At 45.6% G+C, this 16873-nt stretch carries 14 protein-coding genes; 13 read left to right on the top strand and 1 reads right to left on the bottom strand.

All coding sequences use genetic code 11. The features are described 5' to 3' along the window. Positions 1-71: 71 nt before the first annotated feature. Complete coding sequence (locus WA381_RS00670) at positions 72-1007, bottom strand: N-acetylmuramoyl-L-alanine amidase (RefSeq protein WP_156086855.1); 936 nt, start codon at positions 1005-1007, stop codon at positions 72-74. 662 nt (positions 1008-1669) lie between these two features. Here WA381_RS00670 and gltB point away from each other — a divergent pair. The 13 genes from gltB to WA381_RS00605 all read left to right on the top strand — a co-directional run bounded on the left by gltB (position 1670) and on the right by WA381_RS00605 (position 16871). Then, entirely contained in the window at positions 1670-6136 is a 4467-nt protein-coding gene (gltB, locus tag WA381_RS00665) for a glutamate synthase large subunit (RefSeq protein WP_014950543.1), read from the top strand. A gap of 13 nt (positions 6137-6149) precedes the next feature. Then, complete coding sequence (locus WA381_RS00660; RefSeq protein WP_014950544.1) at positions 6150-7565, top strand: FAD-dependent oxidoreductase; 1416 nt, start codon at positions 6150-6152, stop codon at positions 7563-7565. 128 nt (positions 7566-7693) lie between these two features. After that, entirely contained in the window at positions 7694-9211 is a 1518-nt protein-coding gene (locus WA381_RS00655; RefSeq protein WP_156086856.1) for a M20/M25/M40 family metallo-hydrolase, read from the top strand. A gap of 159 nt (positions 9212-9370) precedes the next feature. Next, on the top strand, positions 9371-9820 hold the full coding sequence (locus WA381_RS00650; RefSeq protein ID WP_156086857.1) for a hypothetical protein: 450 nt from the start codon (positions 9371-9373) through the stop codon (positions 9818-9820). Between the two features lie 209 nt (positions 9821-10029). Further along, on the top strand, positions 10030-10617 hold the full coding sequence (locus WA381_RS00645) for a DUF2726 domain-containing protein (RefSeq protein ID WP_014950547.1): 588 nt from the start codon (positions 10030-10032) through the stop codon (positions 10615-10617). Between the two features lie 165 nt (positions 10618-10782). Continuing rightward, positions 10783-11484, top strand: coding sequence for a 5'-methylthioadenosine/adenosylhomocysteine nucleosidase (locus WA381_RS00640; protein ID WP_014950548.1), 702 nt, complete (start codon positions 10783-10785; stop codon positions 11482-11484). 1 nt (position 11485) lies between these two features. Further along, complete coding sequence (locus WA381_RS00635; RefSeq protein WP_156086858.1) at positions 11486-12433, top strand: cobalamin biosynthesis protein CobD/CbiB; 948 nt, start codon at positions 11486-11488, stop codon at positions 12431-12433. Continuing rightward, the gene (locus tag WA381_RS00630; RefSeq protein ID WP_197044420.1) at positions 12430-13353 is read left to right on the top strand and encodes a cobalamin-binding protein; all 924 of its coding nucleotides are present in this window, start codon (positions 12430-12432) and stop codon (positions 13351-13353) included. The genes WA381_RS00635 and WA381_RS00630 overlap by 4 nt, the downstream gene beginning before the upstream one ends. Positions 13354-13486: 133 nt before the next feature. After that, positions 13487-13891: a rhodanese-like domain-containing protein gene (locus WA381_RS00625; RefSeq protein WP_014950551.1), complete on the top strand. Its 405-nt coding sequence runs from the start codon at positions 13487-13489 to the stop codon at positions 13889-13891. 136 nt (positions 13892-14027) lie between these two features. Further along, complete coding sequence (locus WA381_RS00620; protein ID WP_061486467.1) at positions 14028-14429, top strand: DUF2721 domain-containing protein; 402 nt, start codon at positions 14028-14030, stop codon at positions 14427-14429. Next, entirely contained in the window at positions 14426-15031 is a 606-nt protein-coding gene (locus tag WA381_RS00615; RefSeq protein WP_014950553.1) for a GNAT family N-acetyltransferase, read from the top strand. The genes WA381_RS00620 and WA381_RS00615 overlap by 4 nt, the downstream gene beginning before the upstream one ends. A 30-nt stretch (positions 15032-15061) precedes the next feature. After that, positions 15062-16420, top strand: a complete 1359-nt coding sequence (locus tag WA381_RS00610) for an FAD-dependent oxidoreductase (RefSeq protein WP_156086859.1) — start codon at positions 15062-15064, stop codon at positions 16418-16420. A 97-nt stretch (positions 16421-16517) separates the two neighbouring features. Next, positions 16518-16871, top strand: coding sequence for a DUF1428 domain-containing protein (locus WA381_RS00605; RefSeq protein ID WP_014950555.1), 354 nt, complete (start codon positions 16518-16520; stop codon positions 16869-16871). Positions 16872-16873 lie beyond the last annotated feature (2 nt).

The raw sequence follows: 16873 nt of genomic DNA, 5'->3' as shown, positions 1-16873 counted from the left end.
TTATCCTATCAGGCTTTCCTCTTTTCGGGAATGCGGTTTGTCAAAGCATAACTCTGTGGCCCTGCTCAGAATTAGGATTTGAAAGGCGACTTTTCAGTAATTTCATTAATGTATTTGGTATTCACCCATCCCACCTTCGTGTAAGACACTTTCGCCCACTCCCCTCGCTTTTCCAGTATTTTTAGCACTTCGCCCTTATTCAAACCGTTCTCGACAGTTGGGTACGAAACATCTGGCCCTTTTCTCACATTCAGCGAATTGGCACTTACATTGGCCACCCGCTTTACAGGGCTAGCGAGATCCCGCTGAATTTGATCATGCGCCTCTCGCTGTGAATTCGAATCACTTGACTCAGTTGCCCACCTTTCACTATCACTTTGCAAAACAGCGGCTTTGAGTCTTTGAAGGGGAAAAGCGGGGCCAGGATCGACCTTTCGTGACGGCGCTATTTCTTCATGCCCGACGATAGTAGAGATGTTGTAGTGGCTACACAACGCTTTACACAGCGATAGCGTCCTAACAATTTGTACGTCGGTGTACTTGTGCCAATAGCCCATAGACTGTTGGTTAATGTGCTGGGCAGCTAATACTTCATTCTCGCCAAAAATTTCGCCAAACCAACTTTCAAAGGTGCCGTCTCCTCTAGCCTTAAGCTGGCCGGCATTGTCTAATTCAATGCCGATAGAGTACTGATTCAAGCCACTACGCCCCTCGTAATAACTTTCTCCTGCGTGCCACGCTATTTTATTAGTCGGAAGCATTTGAACAATGTCACCATTGCGTCCAACGGCAAAGTGAGCTGACACACCGCTATCGGCATTGGTCAAGACATTCACCGAAGATGAAAGGCTACTACCGGCGGTAAAATGAATAACAATAGTATCGGGAGATCCAGATTGAAAACGCCCAGATGTGTTAGGAGAAAGCCTGAAGGTGATATTGTCGCCAGTTAGAATATGATCATCTATACTAAATAAAGGCAGTGGTGAAGCATGTAGTGTATTCATACAATAATCCTTATTGTCTTAACAGCACGCCACCACAGTGAATTTTTATTCTTCGCCTTCCACATAAGCGTACACTCAATTCACACACAGGGCTCTCTATCAACATCCTTCAGCGCACCACGAGCCTTACCTGTGGTTAATTTTCAACCAATATAGCAAACTACTTATATTAGTGGAACCATAGCTTTACAAATTAATAAAAATACACCGCAAACCGCTATTGACAACATAAAACATCAATTTCAAAGCATATTTATTCATCAACAAAACGCAAATGAGAAGTAATATCATTTATAAGGGGTGAGTTATTCACTTTGCAATACTGATAACATTTTTGTTACAAACATAAATGACGACACGTAAGCAACTGATTAATATATATTTAATTATATTTATACTAATTCACTATAAAGCTTATACTTTTAGCGTTTGATTTTAGTTTTTAATGTGGGTATTTTGTACGGCCCGCATCGCAATAATGCATAAAAATGCGGAAACGACTGGAATCCTCTAATAATAAAATAACGACAAGAAAGGCGCACGCCGCGAGCAATACCGCTCGCAGGCATAAAAGACGTCTAATAATGTTGTGATACGCAAACCTAGGCGCATCTACACGCAACGCATACCTTGCCCAGTCAAAAGGTTGAAGGAGTTAAGAGATGAGTTTATATAATCCCAATGATTCCCGGGACAACTGTGGGTTTGGCTTAATCGCTCACACTCATGGGGAAGCCAGTCATGAATTGGTAACTACTGCAATACACGGTCTTGACCGTATGCAGCATCGTGGCGGTATCGCCGCCGACGGGAAAACCGGTGACGGCTGTGGTTTATTACTACAGAAACCGGATGCGTTCTTCCATGCAATCGCCGAAGAAAATGGCTGGAAACTCAGCAAAAAATACGGCGTGGGCATGATTTTCTTAAGTCAGGACCCGGTACTTGCGCAAGCCGCGCGTGAAGTACTTAATGAAGAACTAGAAAAAGAAACACTTTCAGTAGTGGGTTGGCGCGAAGTGCCTGTCGACCACTCAGTACTGGGTGAATTAGCGCTAACGGGTGTTCCACAAATTGAACAGGTATTTGTGAACGCGCCAGCAGGTTGGAGAAAACGCGACCTTGAGCGTCGTTTGTATATGATCCGCCGCCGCGCTGAAAAACGTCTTGAGAAAGATCCCGATTTTTACGTAGCTTGTTTGTCGGGCTTGGTAACGATCTACAAAGGCTTGGTAATGCCAAAAGACTTACCTGCCTTTTATCACGATCTTGCCGATGAGCGTATGCAAAGCGCAATTTGCGTTTTCCACCAACGCTTTTCAACAAATACACTACCACGCTGGCCGCTTGCTCAGCCTTTCCGCTTCCTTGCGCACAACGGTGAGATTAACACCATTAAAGGAAACCGCGACTGGGCCATGGCACGTGCTGCTAAATTCGCAACGCCACTTATTCCAGATCTTAAAGATGCAGCCCCTTTCGTTAATACTGAAGGATCAGACTCATCCTCGCTGGATAACATGCTGGAGCTATTCTTAGCCGGCGGTATGGATTTATTCCGTGCTATGCGGTTACTTGTTCCACCCGCCTATCAAAACAACAAGACCATGGACGATGATCTTCGTGCATTTTACGAGTTCAACTCTATGCACATGGAACCATGGGACGGCCCAGCGGGTATCGTTTTAACTAACGGTCGCCACGTTGCCTGTAACCTTGATAGAAATGGTCTACGTCCTGCTCGTTACGTTATTACTAAGAACGGTTTCATTACCCTAGCCTCAGAAGTAGGTATCTGGGATTACGAGCAAGCTGACGTAATTGAAAAAGGCCGTGTAGGCCCAGGTGAAATGCTTGCTGTAGACACATACACAGGCAAAATCTGGCGCTCTACTGAAATTGATGAAGACTTAAAAGCACGCCATCCTTATAAAGAGTGGCTAGACAAGCATATTCGTCGATTAACGCCAATTGAAAAGCTTGACGCGTCATTAATTGGTAAACGCGTGTTTGACGACGATGCCATGGCGGTGTACCACAAGCTACACGCCTACAGCTATGAAGAAATTCAACAAGTTGTAAAAGTACTCGCGAAAGACGGTCAAGAAGCCGTTGGTTCAATGGGTGATGACACGCCAATGGCGGTTATGTCCTCGCGTCAACGTACGGTATACGACTATTTCCGTCAGCAATTTGCACAGGTAACTAACCCGCCTATCGACCCGCTACGTGAAAACCACGTTATGTCGTTGGCAACCTGTATTGGCCGCGAGCAAAACGTATTTAGCGAAACCTCAGGTTACGCTGACCGCGTATTGTTTGACTCGCCAGTGCTAATGTATACCGACCTTAAGCAACTGCGCGAATTTAACCCAGACAACTACTACTCAGAAGTCGTGGAGCTTCAGTATGCGCCGCAAGAAGGTTTGAAGAAAGCCATCGAGCGCGTTTGTAACGAAGTAGAAATGCTGGTTAAAAACAAGCGTGCTGCATTCGTTATTCTGTCTGACAGAAACATTAAACAAAATCGCTTGGTTATCCCTGCTGCAATGGCAGTTGGTGCGGTACAACGTCGCTTAGTTGAAAAGTCATTGCGCTGCGATGCTAACGTTGTTGTTGAGACAGCAAGTGCCCGCGATCCACACCATTTCGCGGTGTTGATTGGCTTAGGTGCCACTGCGGTTTACCCATTCCTAGCATATGAAACTATTGAGCAGCTTTGTGAAAAAGGCGAGCTGGATATTTCTCCTATGCAGGCCACGTTGAACTACCGTAAGGGTATCAACAAAGGCTTGTACAAGATAATGTCGAAAATGGGTATTAGCACTGTTGCTAGCTACCGTAGCTCTAAACTGTTTGAAGCAGTGGGTATTAACAACGAAGTGATGAAGTTATGCTTTAAAGGTGTGACCTCACGCATTCAAGGTGCGGGCTTCGATGATTTCCAGCAAGATCTTATCAACCTAAACCGTATTGCTTGGCTTAAGCGTAAATCTGTCGATCACGGCGGCTTGCTTAAATACGTGCACGGTGGCGAATATCACGCCTATAACCCAGACGTAGTCAGTACGCTTCAAAAGGCTGTGGTGTCTGGTAACTACGACGACTACCAGCAATATGCGAAGCTTGTTAACGAGCGTGCGCCTGCGCACATTCGCGACTTGCTAGCAATAAACCCTGATTGCGACCCTATTGATATTAGCGAAGTAGAAGCACCGGAAAACTTATTCCCACGCTTTGATACTGCGGCAATGTCAATTGGTGCACTAAGCCCTGAAGCGCACGAAGCACTAGCGATTGCCATGAACCGCCTGGGCGGTCAGTCTAACTCTGGGGAAGGTGGCGAACACCCTTCTCGCTTTGGAACTGAAAAGAACTCTAAAATTAAGCAGGTGGCTTCAGGTCGCTTTGGTGTAACGCCTCACTATTTGGTTAACGCAAACGTTATTCAAATTAAAGTGGCGCAGGGTGCAAAACCGGGTGAAGGCGGTCAGCTTCCCGGCGATAAGGTAAATAAATACATCGCACAGCTACGTTTCTCTGTGCCGGGTGTAACCCTTATTTCACCACCTCCACACCACGATATTTACTCAATTGAAGATTTGGCACAGCTAATTTTCGATTTGAAACAGGTTAATCCAACGGCACTTATATCCGTTAAGCTAGTATCTGAGCCGGGTGTTGGCACCATTGCAACGGGTGTAGCGAAAGCCTATGCCGACCTTATCACCGTTTCAGGTTACGACGGCGGTACAGGTGCAAGTCCGCTAACATCAGTTAAGTATGCGGGTAGTCCATTCGAGCTTGGTTTATCTGAAACTCAGCAAGCGCTTATTGAAAACGGCTTACGTCACAAAGTACGCGTTCAAACCGACGGTGGTTTGAAAACAGGCTTAGACGTAGTAAAAGCCGGTATTTTAGGCGCTGAGAGCTTTGGTTTTGGTACAGGTCCAATGGTGGCTTTAGGCTGTAAATATCTACGTATTTGCCACTTGAACAACTGTGCGACCGGTGTTGCAACGCAGGATCAAAAACTGCGTGACGACCACTTCATTGGCTTACCTGATATGGTAATGAACTACTTCAAGTTTATTGCGCAAGAAGTGCGTGAAATCATGGCGTCTATGGGTATTGCTAAGTTCGACGACCTTGTTGGTCGCACAGAGCTACTTAAAGTTTTAGATGGCATTACCGCTAAGCAAAACCGTTTAGATTTGTCTCCGTTGCTAGCGCAGCCTAAAGCAGGCGACCATACGCGCTTATTCTGCTCACAAACGACCAACGCACCTATCGATAAAGGTGAATTGAACGCGCAGATGCTTAAAGACGGCCAGCAAGCGGTTGTTGACGGTAAATCTATTACCCTTAAATACCCAATCCGCAATACGGATCGCTCTGTCGGCGCATTGCTATCAGGTGAAATCGCTAAACACCACGGTAACCACGACTTTGAAGATACACCTATCAAAGTTGAACTTACCGGTACAGCGGGTCAGAGCTTCGGTGTGTGGAACGCTGGCGGCCTGCATATGCACCTTGAAGGTGATGCCAACGATTATGTAGGTAAAGGGATGACCGGCGGTAAGCTTGTTATTCACCCACCACGCAATATCTCTTACGACGCCCACGACAGCGCCATTATGGGTAACACCTGCCTTTACGGTGCAACAGGCGGTAAGCTGTTTGCTGCTGGCCGTGCTGGCGAGCGCTTTGGCGTACGTAACTCTGGTGCTATTGCGGTAGTTGAAGGCATTGGCGATAACGGCTGTGAATATATGACAGGCGGTATCGTGGCTGTACTTGGTCCGGTTGGTGTTAACTTCGGTGCAGGTATGACTGGTGGTTTTGCTTATCTTATGGATGATGGCGACGACCTTGATAACCGTGTAAATGCGGAACTGGTCGATGTAATGCCAATTGAAGATAAAGCGATTCTTGCTGAGCACTTACGTGGCTTAATTAATCAGCATTACGAAGAAACAGGAAGCGAGCACTCGTTGTCGTTGCTTACTGACTTCGCCGCAACGCTGAAACGCTTCAAGCTTATTAAGCCAAAAACCAGTGATGTGAAAAACTTGCTTGGTCACATCAGTCGTTCAAGTGCTGAATTACGCATTCAGGCTCAGTAGGAGGATTTAGTTTATGGCAAAGAACGTATATCAATTTGTCGATGTTGAACGTATCGATCCGCCGAAAAAGCCGATCATGGTACGTAAACAAGAGTTCGCGGAAATTTATCAACCGCTGAGCCAATCTCAAACCGAAGGCCAAGCAGATCGCTGCTTGGACTGCGGTAACCCATACTGTGAATGGAAGTGTCCTGTACACAACTATATTCCACAATGGTTAAGCTTGGCGAACGAAGGCCGTATTTTGGAAGCTGCGGAACTCTCTCATAAAACCAACAGTTTGCCGGAAGTATGCGGCCGCGTATGTCCACAGGACAGACTGTGCGAAGGTGCATGTACACTGAATGACGATTTTGGCGCTGTGACTATCGGTAGTATTGAGAAGTACATTACCGATACAGCATTCAAAATGGGCTGGCGCCCAGATATGTCTGACGTGGTATGGACCGACAAGAAAGTGGCGATTGTAGGTGCAGGCCCAGCTGGTCTTGCATGTGCTGATATCCTGGTTCGTAACGGCGTTAAACCTGTTGTTTACGACAAATACGAAGAAATTGGTGGCCTACTTACATTTGGTATCCCGTCTTTTAAATTAGAGAAAGACGTGATCAAGCTACGCCGCCAAATCTTTACCGAGATGGGTGTTGAGTTCGTACTTAACACTGAAATTGGTAAAGACATACAGTTCCAGGATTTGCTTGATAAATACGATGCTGTTTTCTTAGGCATGGGTACGTACAAGTCGATGCAAGGTGGTTTCGATAACGAAGAAGTTGAAGGCGTTCACGAAGCCTTACCTTTCCTTATCGCCAACACCAATCGCGTAATGGGCCTTGAAAAAGATCCTGCTGATTACATTGATATGAAAGGCAAGCGCGTAGTAGTACTAGGTGGTGGTGATACCACGATGGACTGTGTTCGCACGTCAATCCGCCAAGGCGCTGCCCAAGTTACCTGTGCATACCGCCGTGACGAAGAAAGCATGCCAGGCTCTCGCCGCGAAGTTGTTAATGCGAAAGAAGAAGGGGTTGAGTTTAAATTCAATCTTCAGCCTCTAGACATTGCAGTAGATGAAAACGGTAAGGCATGTGGTGTTAAGCTGGTTAAAACCGAAATGGGGCCACCGGATGCCAATGGTCGCCGCCGCCCTGTTGAAGTGGAAGGTTCAGAGCACGTACTAGAAGCAGACGCGGTAATTATCGCCTTCGGCTTCCAGCCCAGCCCTGCGCCATGGTTTGCTGACTTCGGCATTATGCTTGATGAAAAAGGTCGCGTACGCGCGCCATCTGCTGGCAAATTTGCTTACCAGACCTCTCACCCGCAAGTCTTTGCCGGTGGCGATATGGTACGTGGTAGTGACTTGGTTGTTACTGCTATCGACGAAGGCCGTAAAGCCGCAGAAGGGATTATGGACTATATTGGCGTTTAACCTTCGCTAACTAAGGCCTATTGTCCATTCACGAAAAGCTCGATAGTTCTGCTATCGAGCTTTTTTTATTTAAAACTAAAGAGATACGATTTACATTAGATAGAATAATTGAATAAAGAGATGACATCATGAGATTGCGGACAGGGCTACTTTACGGGTTATTTTTAGTTTCCGTTTCATATTGCGCCCAGGCAGAGGAAAGTAACGCACTTACCACTCGCTCGGCTAAAGCAGTGTTCGCAGACTACTTGGAATATCTCACGCTACCCAACGTTGCAACGCAATCAGCAACTGATATAGAAAAGGTTGCGCGTTGGACGGCAACGAAATACAGCGAGTATGGTTTTAATACTCAGCTGCTGGAAAACAACGGCATGCCGATGCTGTATGCTGATTACATGCTAGCTGGGAAAAATGCCCCTACCCTGCTTTTTTATGCACATATGGATGGTCAACCGGTTAACGCTGAGTTGTGGGAACAAGACAGCCCTTGGCAGCCCGTTCTAAAAATCGAAGAAAATGACAGCTGGGTTGAAAAACCACTCTCTTTACTCGATAAAGACTATGACCCTAATTGGCGTATTTTTGCGCGCTCGGCATCTGACGACAAAGCCCCAATTATGATGTTACTAGCAGCCATAAACTCACTTTCGACGAATAAGGTGACGCCATCAGTTAATATCAAAGTGCTCCTTGATTCAAACGAGGAAGGTGGCTCTCCTACCCTCGCAAAAGTGATAGAAAAAAACAAAGCGCAGCTTTCTGCAGATGCCGTAGTAATGTTAGACGGTCCCATGCATCCATCCAACGCTTCTACCGTGGTTTTCGGTCATCGCGGTGCGACACTGGTTAAGCTCACTGTTTTCGGACCAAACTCTGATAGCCATAGTGGGCACTTTGGCAACTACATTCAAAACCCCGCTTTTATGCTCTCAACACTCTTAGCAGGGATGAAAAATGAAAATGGCAAGGTGACTATTCCTAATTATTACGGAGACGCTCCTCTGTCAGAAGAAACAAAACAGGTGCTTCGAGACATTCCTATTGATGAAACTGCACTATTGGCACGCCTTGGGGTAGCAAAGTCAGAGTCTGTAGGTGGCAACTACTATGAATCCATTAGTCTTCCGTCTCTAAATATCAATGGATTGAGCGCTGCAAGCACAACAGCAGTAAGGACAATCATTCCGGCTAGCGCTACAGCGTCCATCGATATTAGAACTACAAAAGAGGCTCACTCGTCCAGACAAGTTAAGCTGTTAAAAGACTATGTAACAGATAAGGGATATCACGTTGTGGACGAATTGCCATCAAAAGAAACCCGTCTAAAGCATGAAAAACTCATTCTTATAGAAGTTAGCCCCGGCACTGCAGCACTACAAACGTCCCTCGATGAGCCAGTTGGTCTATGGGCGCAAAAGGCACTAGAATCTGTAAGCGATGAGAAGGTTGTAGTTATTCCAATGATGGGGGGTACTGTTCCAACCGCACCGCTAGTAAACAGTATAGAAAAGCCGGTAATTCTTATTCCATTAGTCAATGCTGATAACAATCAACACGCTCCTAATGAAAACTTACGTATAGGCAACTTTTACAGTGGAACAAATGCGCTGTATCAATTATTGACCACGCCTTATGACCAGTAATAGAGTTGCAGGGATGAAGTGATGCTTTAAACCAAAACCTATACGGAAAACCTCACTAATATACGTTAATAGACCAAGGTTTAGTTGAAGCGCGAGAGTTACGACTCTACTATCGTTTAAGCAATTAAAGACATCGCACATCGGGTGAAGAATCTATCTATGCAGCATTTAAACATTAAGAAACTTACATTGTGTCTAACATTGGCGATAGCAGCGAGCAATGCCAGCTTAGCTGATACCATTGCTGTTGACGCTTCATTAAATGCGCAAGTCAACAACCAAACCAAGAAACAAAGCGTCAACTCTTCACCTAGTAAGCCAAGCATCACGTCTTGCCCTTCTGATTTTCAGCAAATTAAGATTTCTGATGATGCAAGACAATGCCAAGCATTTGACGAAAGCAAGACAGCAGTAATGGTTTACCACTCTCCTCGCTCCCCGAGTGAATTACTGGATGTTTACCAAACGGCGCACCCTGCTTTAAAAACTCACACACCAGTTAGCGGCCGCACGTTGTTATCCTCAGAAGATAAAGGGGTCAGAGTAATAATCAGCCCAGATAATACCGGCTCTCAAGTGGATATTCTTGTTACATCCACAACGAAATAAGCCCTTTTAGCAAGACAACTACGAAATCTACTCATGTTGGCATCTGCTTTGCAAAATCATCAATAACTACTCCACGGTAACAGTGAGTGTCATTTTTATGACGCTCAAACTGCAAACGGAGCCCAAGCTTTTTTCGATATAAACACTTTAGCGGGCTTCTTTATTATGCATTCCGTGGGCTTTAACTATTGAAATTTGCGAGGGTTACGATGGAATTGGCAATTATTCTAATGATGTTACTTATTGTCGTTGCACTGGGTGCCATAAAGTTGTCAGACGGCGGTGTCGCATTTCCATTTAGGCGAAAGCCGCAATTGTTCACCCCCGTTGAGCACTCTTTTTTAAACCTTATCGAACAGGCTATGGGAAGAGAGTTTCGCATAGTGTGCCGTGTGCGTCTTAACGATTTAGTGGCGGTTCGCCAGTCTGCAAATAAAAAGACGGCAAGCCAAGCCATCAGCAGAGCTTCTAGCAGACAGCTCGACTTTGTATTAGTAGATAAACACGACATGAGTCCTGTTCTTGCTATCGACTTAGTTCATAGCCAAGGCAAAGATGGTTATAAATCACAAAAAGACTGGTTTGTAACCGGAGCACTTGATGCTGCAGGCCTTCCTCATGCAAGAATTAAAGTGAAATCTGGTTATACCGTTGACGATATTCGCGAGTGTTTGGAAAACAAACTCATTCCATATCGCCGTTTACAGCAAAAAATGGCACAGCTGCCAACGCATAATCCAGAGCCACCAAAGCGCCCGACTCGCCCAGTGCGTTCAAGCAGACCAGCTGCAGCTTAAGACATAAGCCCCACTTCCCCTGGCCTTTGTTGCTTTGCTATTTTCTTACTCTCAAATAGCGGTAACAGAGGCATTTTTCTGTCAGTTTCTCTATTTTCCTTATACAATTAACGCTTTCAGCAGCGTATTCACGCGTTAAATTCCCTCAACACCGTCGGTAAAGTTATGAAAAAAATTGGTATTTTAGGTGCAATGGACGAAGAAGTTGCGCTACTTAAAGCGTCACTTTGGAATGTAAAAGAAACCCAGTGGAAGCACCTGACGTTTTACGAAGGTACACTTAACGACATAGAAGTGGTGCTAGTAAAATGCGGTATTGGTAAAGTGGCTGCAGCAATTGCTACTACTGTACTTATCGAACAGTACGCCCCTGATGCTGTAGTCAATACCGGTTCTGCCGGAGGTTTCGACAAGAATCTAAACATCGGTGATTTAGTGATCGCCAGTCACGTTATTCACCATGATGCCGATTTAACCCATTTTGGCTACAAGCTCGGTCAATGCGCAGGTATGCCTGAAGATTTCCGTTGCGATACAAGGTTAATGGAAGCCGCTCGTAGTGCTGCCACAGGCATTACGTCGCTTCAGTCGACAACAGGTTTAATCTGTACGGGCGATGCGTTTATCGGTAGCGACGAAGCTGTAGCAGAACTGCGTGAAAACTTCCCAGACATGAAAGCGGTTGAGATGGAAGGTGCAGCTATAGGTCAAACTTGCCATATGCTCGACACGCCTTTCCTTGTCATTCGTTCATTGTCGGATATTGCAGGAAAAACGTCGTCAGTGAGCTTTAAAGAGTATCTAGACACTGCCGCTAAACACTCAGCACAATTAGTTATGGCAATGATTAAGGCTCTCGCAAAATAAGATGACAGAGGTAATTAGCGACCCGCAATACCAGTCGCTATTCGTACTTTGGCTGGCTATCGCCGTTGACGCATTATGGCGCTGGCCCCAAAGTACTCATCCATTAACGCTCATGCGCTACCTCGTTCAGCAAATGGGGCGCAAAGTGGTGCCCTCTCGCGAATACGGTAGGTCTCAGCACTATATTTCAGGCTCATTAGCCGCCCTAGTTCTTCTTGCGCCGTTGGTAGTATGTGTTGCCATCTTGGTGTACATGGCCCAATACCCCGTATTCTTTGAGGCGATTATTCTTGTCGCACTGCTCGATTACGGTTACCAGCGTCAACAGTACAAAAAAGTGCTGGCGAGTGTGGGAAGAAATAAAAAATCCCTCGCACGTGAAATGGCGCAAACCATTACCGCACGTCAATGCGCTTCACTTTCCGATATAGGAATTGCCAAAGCCGCGATAGAATCGCTTTGGCTGAAGTTTCTTTATCTTTATTGCGGCGTTATTTTCTACTTTGTAGTGGCAGGCCCCATAGGCGCACTCATTTATCGATTGCTTTTGCTCACATCTTGGCAGTGGCATTACCGAACCCCTGCAATGACTTTCTTTGCCAAACCCGTACGTAACCTTGTTTACTTACTTAATATGCCGCCCGCGGTCATTGGTGGTCTAGCAACACTACTGGTCAGCCATCCTATTAAAGGGTTTCGCGCCATAAAGCGCTCCCCAGTGAAAGATAAAACGTCGCTACTGCTTGCGCTTATGGGCGGTGTGCTTGATATTAAACTCGGCGGACCAGCAATTTATGCCAACAAGAAGATTCGATACACCCGCGTGGGAGGCGCTAACGAGGTAAAGTACTCTCACATGTTGACAGCCAAAAATACGGTCACTCATGCCATGATTGCGGTTAGCGCCTTCGCATCGTTAGCTATGCTGGCAATGGCCGTAGCCCAATGAAAACAGCAGTTATGATGAAAACCATTTTTTTTGTAATTTTAAGCTATTTACCTCTTCTCACATTTGCTAACTCAGAATCAGATGCCGAGACAAAGCACCTAGCTCATTCAGATCAATTTGCTTCTGCCGATGTTGCACCAAGCTCGGAATCAAGCGCCTTATCAAATTCCGTCGAGCTAAAGATAGTCAGCCTTGCGCCCCACCTTACCGAATGGGCATTTAGTTTGGGCTTAGGCCCTAACCTTGTAGGTGTAAGCGACTATAGCGACTATCCTGACGCCGCGAAAAATATTAAGCGGGTGGCGGATTTTCAAGGTGCCGATATCGCTACCATTGTGGCGTTAGAACCTGATTTAATTCTTGCATGGGATGGAGGCAATAAGCCGCAAGATATCCATAAGCTTTCCTCGATGGGTCTAAACGTATTTAGCAGCAAGGTCGAAAATATCACTGATATAGCCAGCGAAATTAAAAGGCTTGGGGCACTTACAAATACGCAAAAGCAGGCGACCCAGCTCTCCAATGATTTTCTCAACGAACTAGCCGAACTTCGAAGTAAATACGACAAATCCTCGCTTATACCAATATTTTATTATTCGTGGACTGCTCCACTTATGACCATCGGTCCCAACGCGTGGGGTAACCAACTGCTGAATGTGTGTGGTGCTCAAACATTATTTGCAGACAGTCCTGTAGACTATCCTCAAGTCGCATTAAAAGATGTACTCACTCGCCAACCTCATGCACTCATTGCGGCATCTAAAAGTACGCATTCAGAACTTGAGGTATTCTGGCGTGATCATCGCTCTTTCCTCAAAGCCCCCTTAATTGTTGTGGATCCAGACGTCACCAGTCGGTTTTCATTGCGATTAATAAATGAACTAAAAGTACTCTGTAAAGGTATTAAAGAAAGCGCATAAGCGTTATACTTAAGTCTAGACCTGCTGGGCTGTTTTCAATTGATACACACCGACTTGGCTCAATTTAAGCGCCTTTGTGTAACAGAATAAGAGCAGGTTCTAATCTTCTATAAAAAGGTAAGAGTTTTTATTCATGCGGATTGTTGTTGCGGGTTTTCTAGTTGTTATCAGTGTTGCATTGTTTGTGTCGCTTCAGTGCACAGCGAAAGCGACCGCGCAAGCCTCTGTTGCCGCATCACCATACCTTATCGAGCGAGTTGCAAACAACGACTGGCTCCTTATTGATGTTCGCTCTCCGCAAGAATTCGCCGATGGTCACATTCCTGGCGCAGTAAATATGCCCCATGAAAATATCAATGACTACCTTAGCGAATTAGAAGGCCACAAAAACAAGCCTATTATCATTTATTGTCGTTCAGGCAGAAGAGCCAAACTGGCAATGAAAGTATTGGAAGAACTCGATTTTTCTGAAGTCATGCATTTAGAAGGCGATATGTTAGGCTGGAGTGCCGCTGGCATGACAGTTGACCGAATGTAGACTCAATATTCCGCCTTCTCCTTCGTATTAGTCTTTGGCACTAAAGATGTTGTAAGTTCAACCTCTTGGCTGATTACTGTGTGTAACTGAGCCCCTGTGATACACTCTTTTTACTCGACGATTGTATGAAACACCCATGAAAATAGATATTGCTACTCCGGCCATGTTATTTCCGGCGATTTCTTTATTGCTTCTAGCCTATACCAATCGCTTTTTAACGCTTGCAACTATTATCCGAAACTTTTCAAAAGAAGAGAGAGATGATAATACTCAAGCACAAATAAAAAACCTTCGATTACGTATTCAACTTATTAAGCGAATGCAAATAGCAGGTGTGGGTAGTTTTTTTCTTTGTGTAGTATCCATGCTAGCGATATACCTCACCTATCAACAGGTAGGAAACTGGGTGTTTGCTGCAAGTTTAGTATCACTTCTGTATTCACTATGGATGTCGGTAAGAGAAATATTGATATCAGTTGAAGCCTTGGATGTGCACCTTGACGGGATGAAAAACGCCCCACGTAAAGAAAAAGTATGAAGCCCACAAATCATTTGAGCCACATAATTCAAAGTGATATCAGCTACGAGTCTCTAGCGCCTGAGTTTTTTGCAGGGGTGATTGCTCTTGGCAATCACGTGCACGGAGATAACTACCTAACCAACGAGCTACTTGCTGATTACTATGCAAAGAGCTTTGTTGGCAATACTAATGCTAGCTGGGTAGCTCTATACAAACAAAAAGTTGTTGGTTTCAGGCTCACCTTTGCGCATACGCAATGGGAAGCAGATGAGTGGTGCAGCCCTTCCCTTTGGCCAGTAGATCCAAATACCGTATGTTATTTCAAATGCAACACGGTAGACCCCGCAATGCAGGGCTGTGGAATTGGCAGCAGACTATTAAGTAAATCGATTGAATGTGCGCAAACTCAAGGCGCAGAAGCGGGTTTAGCACATATTTGGTTGGCAAGTCCGGGCAACAGCGCATTTAAGTACTTCACCAAAAATGGGGGGCAGCTTATCAAGAAACACCCCAATAAATGGCGCTACGCATCTATTCACGAAGGCTACGATTGCCCTGTATGCGAGGGTTATTGCGAGTGTGAAGGTGCGGAAATGCTACTTCAATTTCAAGCTCCATAAGTACGCCAAAGGTAAAAACGTTTTTATTCTATGACCTACGATCCTCTTATTTCACGCGGCGTTTCATCAATGTTACCCGCGGCAAACAGCTACTGGCATGCCACACACAAACCACCAACACTGCCGCCTTTAAACAAGAAGGTAAACACTGAGTACCTCGTCATTGGTGGTGGTTATACCGGTCTTTCAGCTGCCATCACACTTGCTCAAGCGAAACAAGAAGTCACGCTACTTGATGCGAATTCACCGGGATTTGGCTGTGCGGGCCGCAATGGAGGCTTTATCCTCTCGGGTAGCGGCCGATTGAGCTTAAGCGCCATAGAGGACAAGTGGGGTCGTGACATCGCCAAAGCTATGCAGGGCGAGTTTGATGGCGCGGTACACCTGCTTAAACAACGTATTGCAGACTTTGATATGCAGGTCGATTTGGTAGAAGGACCCTATTTAAAACTGGCGCATAACCCAAAGCAAGCCGAACTACTCTGTGCCAGTGCTAAGCATCTTGAGTCACACTTCAATGTGCCGAGCTCTCCACTTAGTGAAAAAGACCTTATTGCGCGCTTTGGTATTGAAGGGGCGTATGGTGGCGTTGAGCTAAAGGGTGCATGCTTACACCCACTAAAATTAGTAAGCGAATATGCAAGAGTAGCAAAGGAGCTTGGAGCAACGCTTTTTTACGACTCGCCAGCCATTCGCATTGAAAAGCACAAGACCGGATATGTTGTCGTAACACCCAGCGGGGCAGTTTTTGCCAAACACATACTCATTGCTACTAATGCTTATACCCCTAAGCGCTTTCATGACAGCGTAGACAATAAGCAATTTCCTGTTCAATCGAGCATTTTTGTCACTGCGCCATTGAGTAGCGAACAGCGTGCAAAGTCTGGCCTAACCGCACCAATGAGCTTCATGGATACGCGGATGATGAAGTATTACTACCGTGTGCTGCCAGATGGCAGATTATTATTCGGCGGTCGTGGTGCCGTAAAAGGTAAAGATGCAGATAACGCGTCAGAGAAACAGCGCTTATATCGCGCGATGCTTAATAGTTTCCCTTCACTTAGCGGTATCGCCATGGATTATTTTTGGAGTGGTTGGGTAAGTGTATCGTTAGACAATATGCCGCGGATTTTCATCGACAATAAGGTAAGCGGCAACAATTTAAACCGCTCTAGCGGTAATATCGGTTACGCCATGGGGTATTGCGGTTCGGGCGTTTCTTTTGCCGCGTTTGCAGGGCAACGACTTGCTCAACGTATGATGGGTAGCAATGACGTCGATTTATCGCTTCCCCTTTATCGTTCTCCTTTGAAAACCTACCCCTTTGCAAAAGCAAGAAGGCTAGCACTGCATGGCTTGTACCAATGGGCGAAAATAGCAGAACGCTAGTAATGGTTATAAATTACGATTCACCTTAATGTTAAGCATTGCATGCTGTCTATAAATTAGGCTATTTTAGGTATCTATTCTTTGACGGAGTCACCTCATGTCATATATCGATGCCTTTGCTGTAGCCGTTCCCACTGAAAATAAAGCGTTATACATTGAGCACGCCAAACTCGCCGGCGATATTTTTAAAGAGTATGGTGCGACTAAAATACTTGAAGCTTGGGGTGACGATGTCCCTGAAGGGGAAGTCACGTCTTTCCCGATGGCTGTTAAAGCCAAAGAAAATGAAACCGTGGTGTTTTCCATTGCATTTTGGCCTTCAAAAGAAGTGCGTGATACTGCTTGGAAAAAGGTGATGGAAGATCCTAGAATGCAGGAAAACGAAAACCCCATGCCTTTCGACGGTAAACGCCTTATTTACGGGGGCTTCGTACCAATGCTGGAATTATAAGA

It is taken from the genome of Alteromonas sp. CH_MED4-4, from assembly GCF_037029575.1.
GTDB classification, from domain to species: domain Bacteria; phylum Pseudomonadota; class Gammaproteobacteria; order Enterobacterales; family Alteromonadaceae; genus Alteromonas; species Alteromonas macleodii.
Note: the sequence above shows the minus strand (reverse complement) of the source record. Positions and strands in the feature narration are given on the sequence as shown.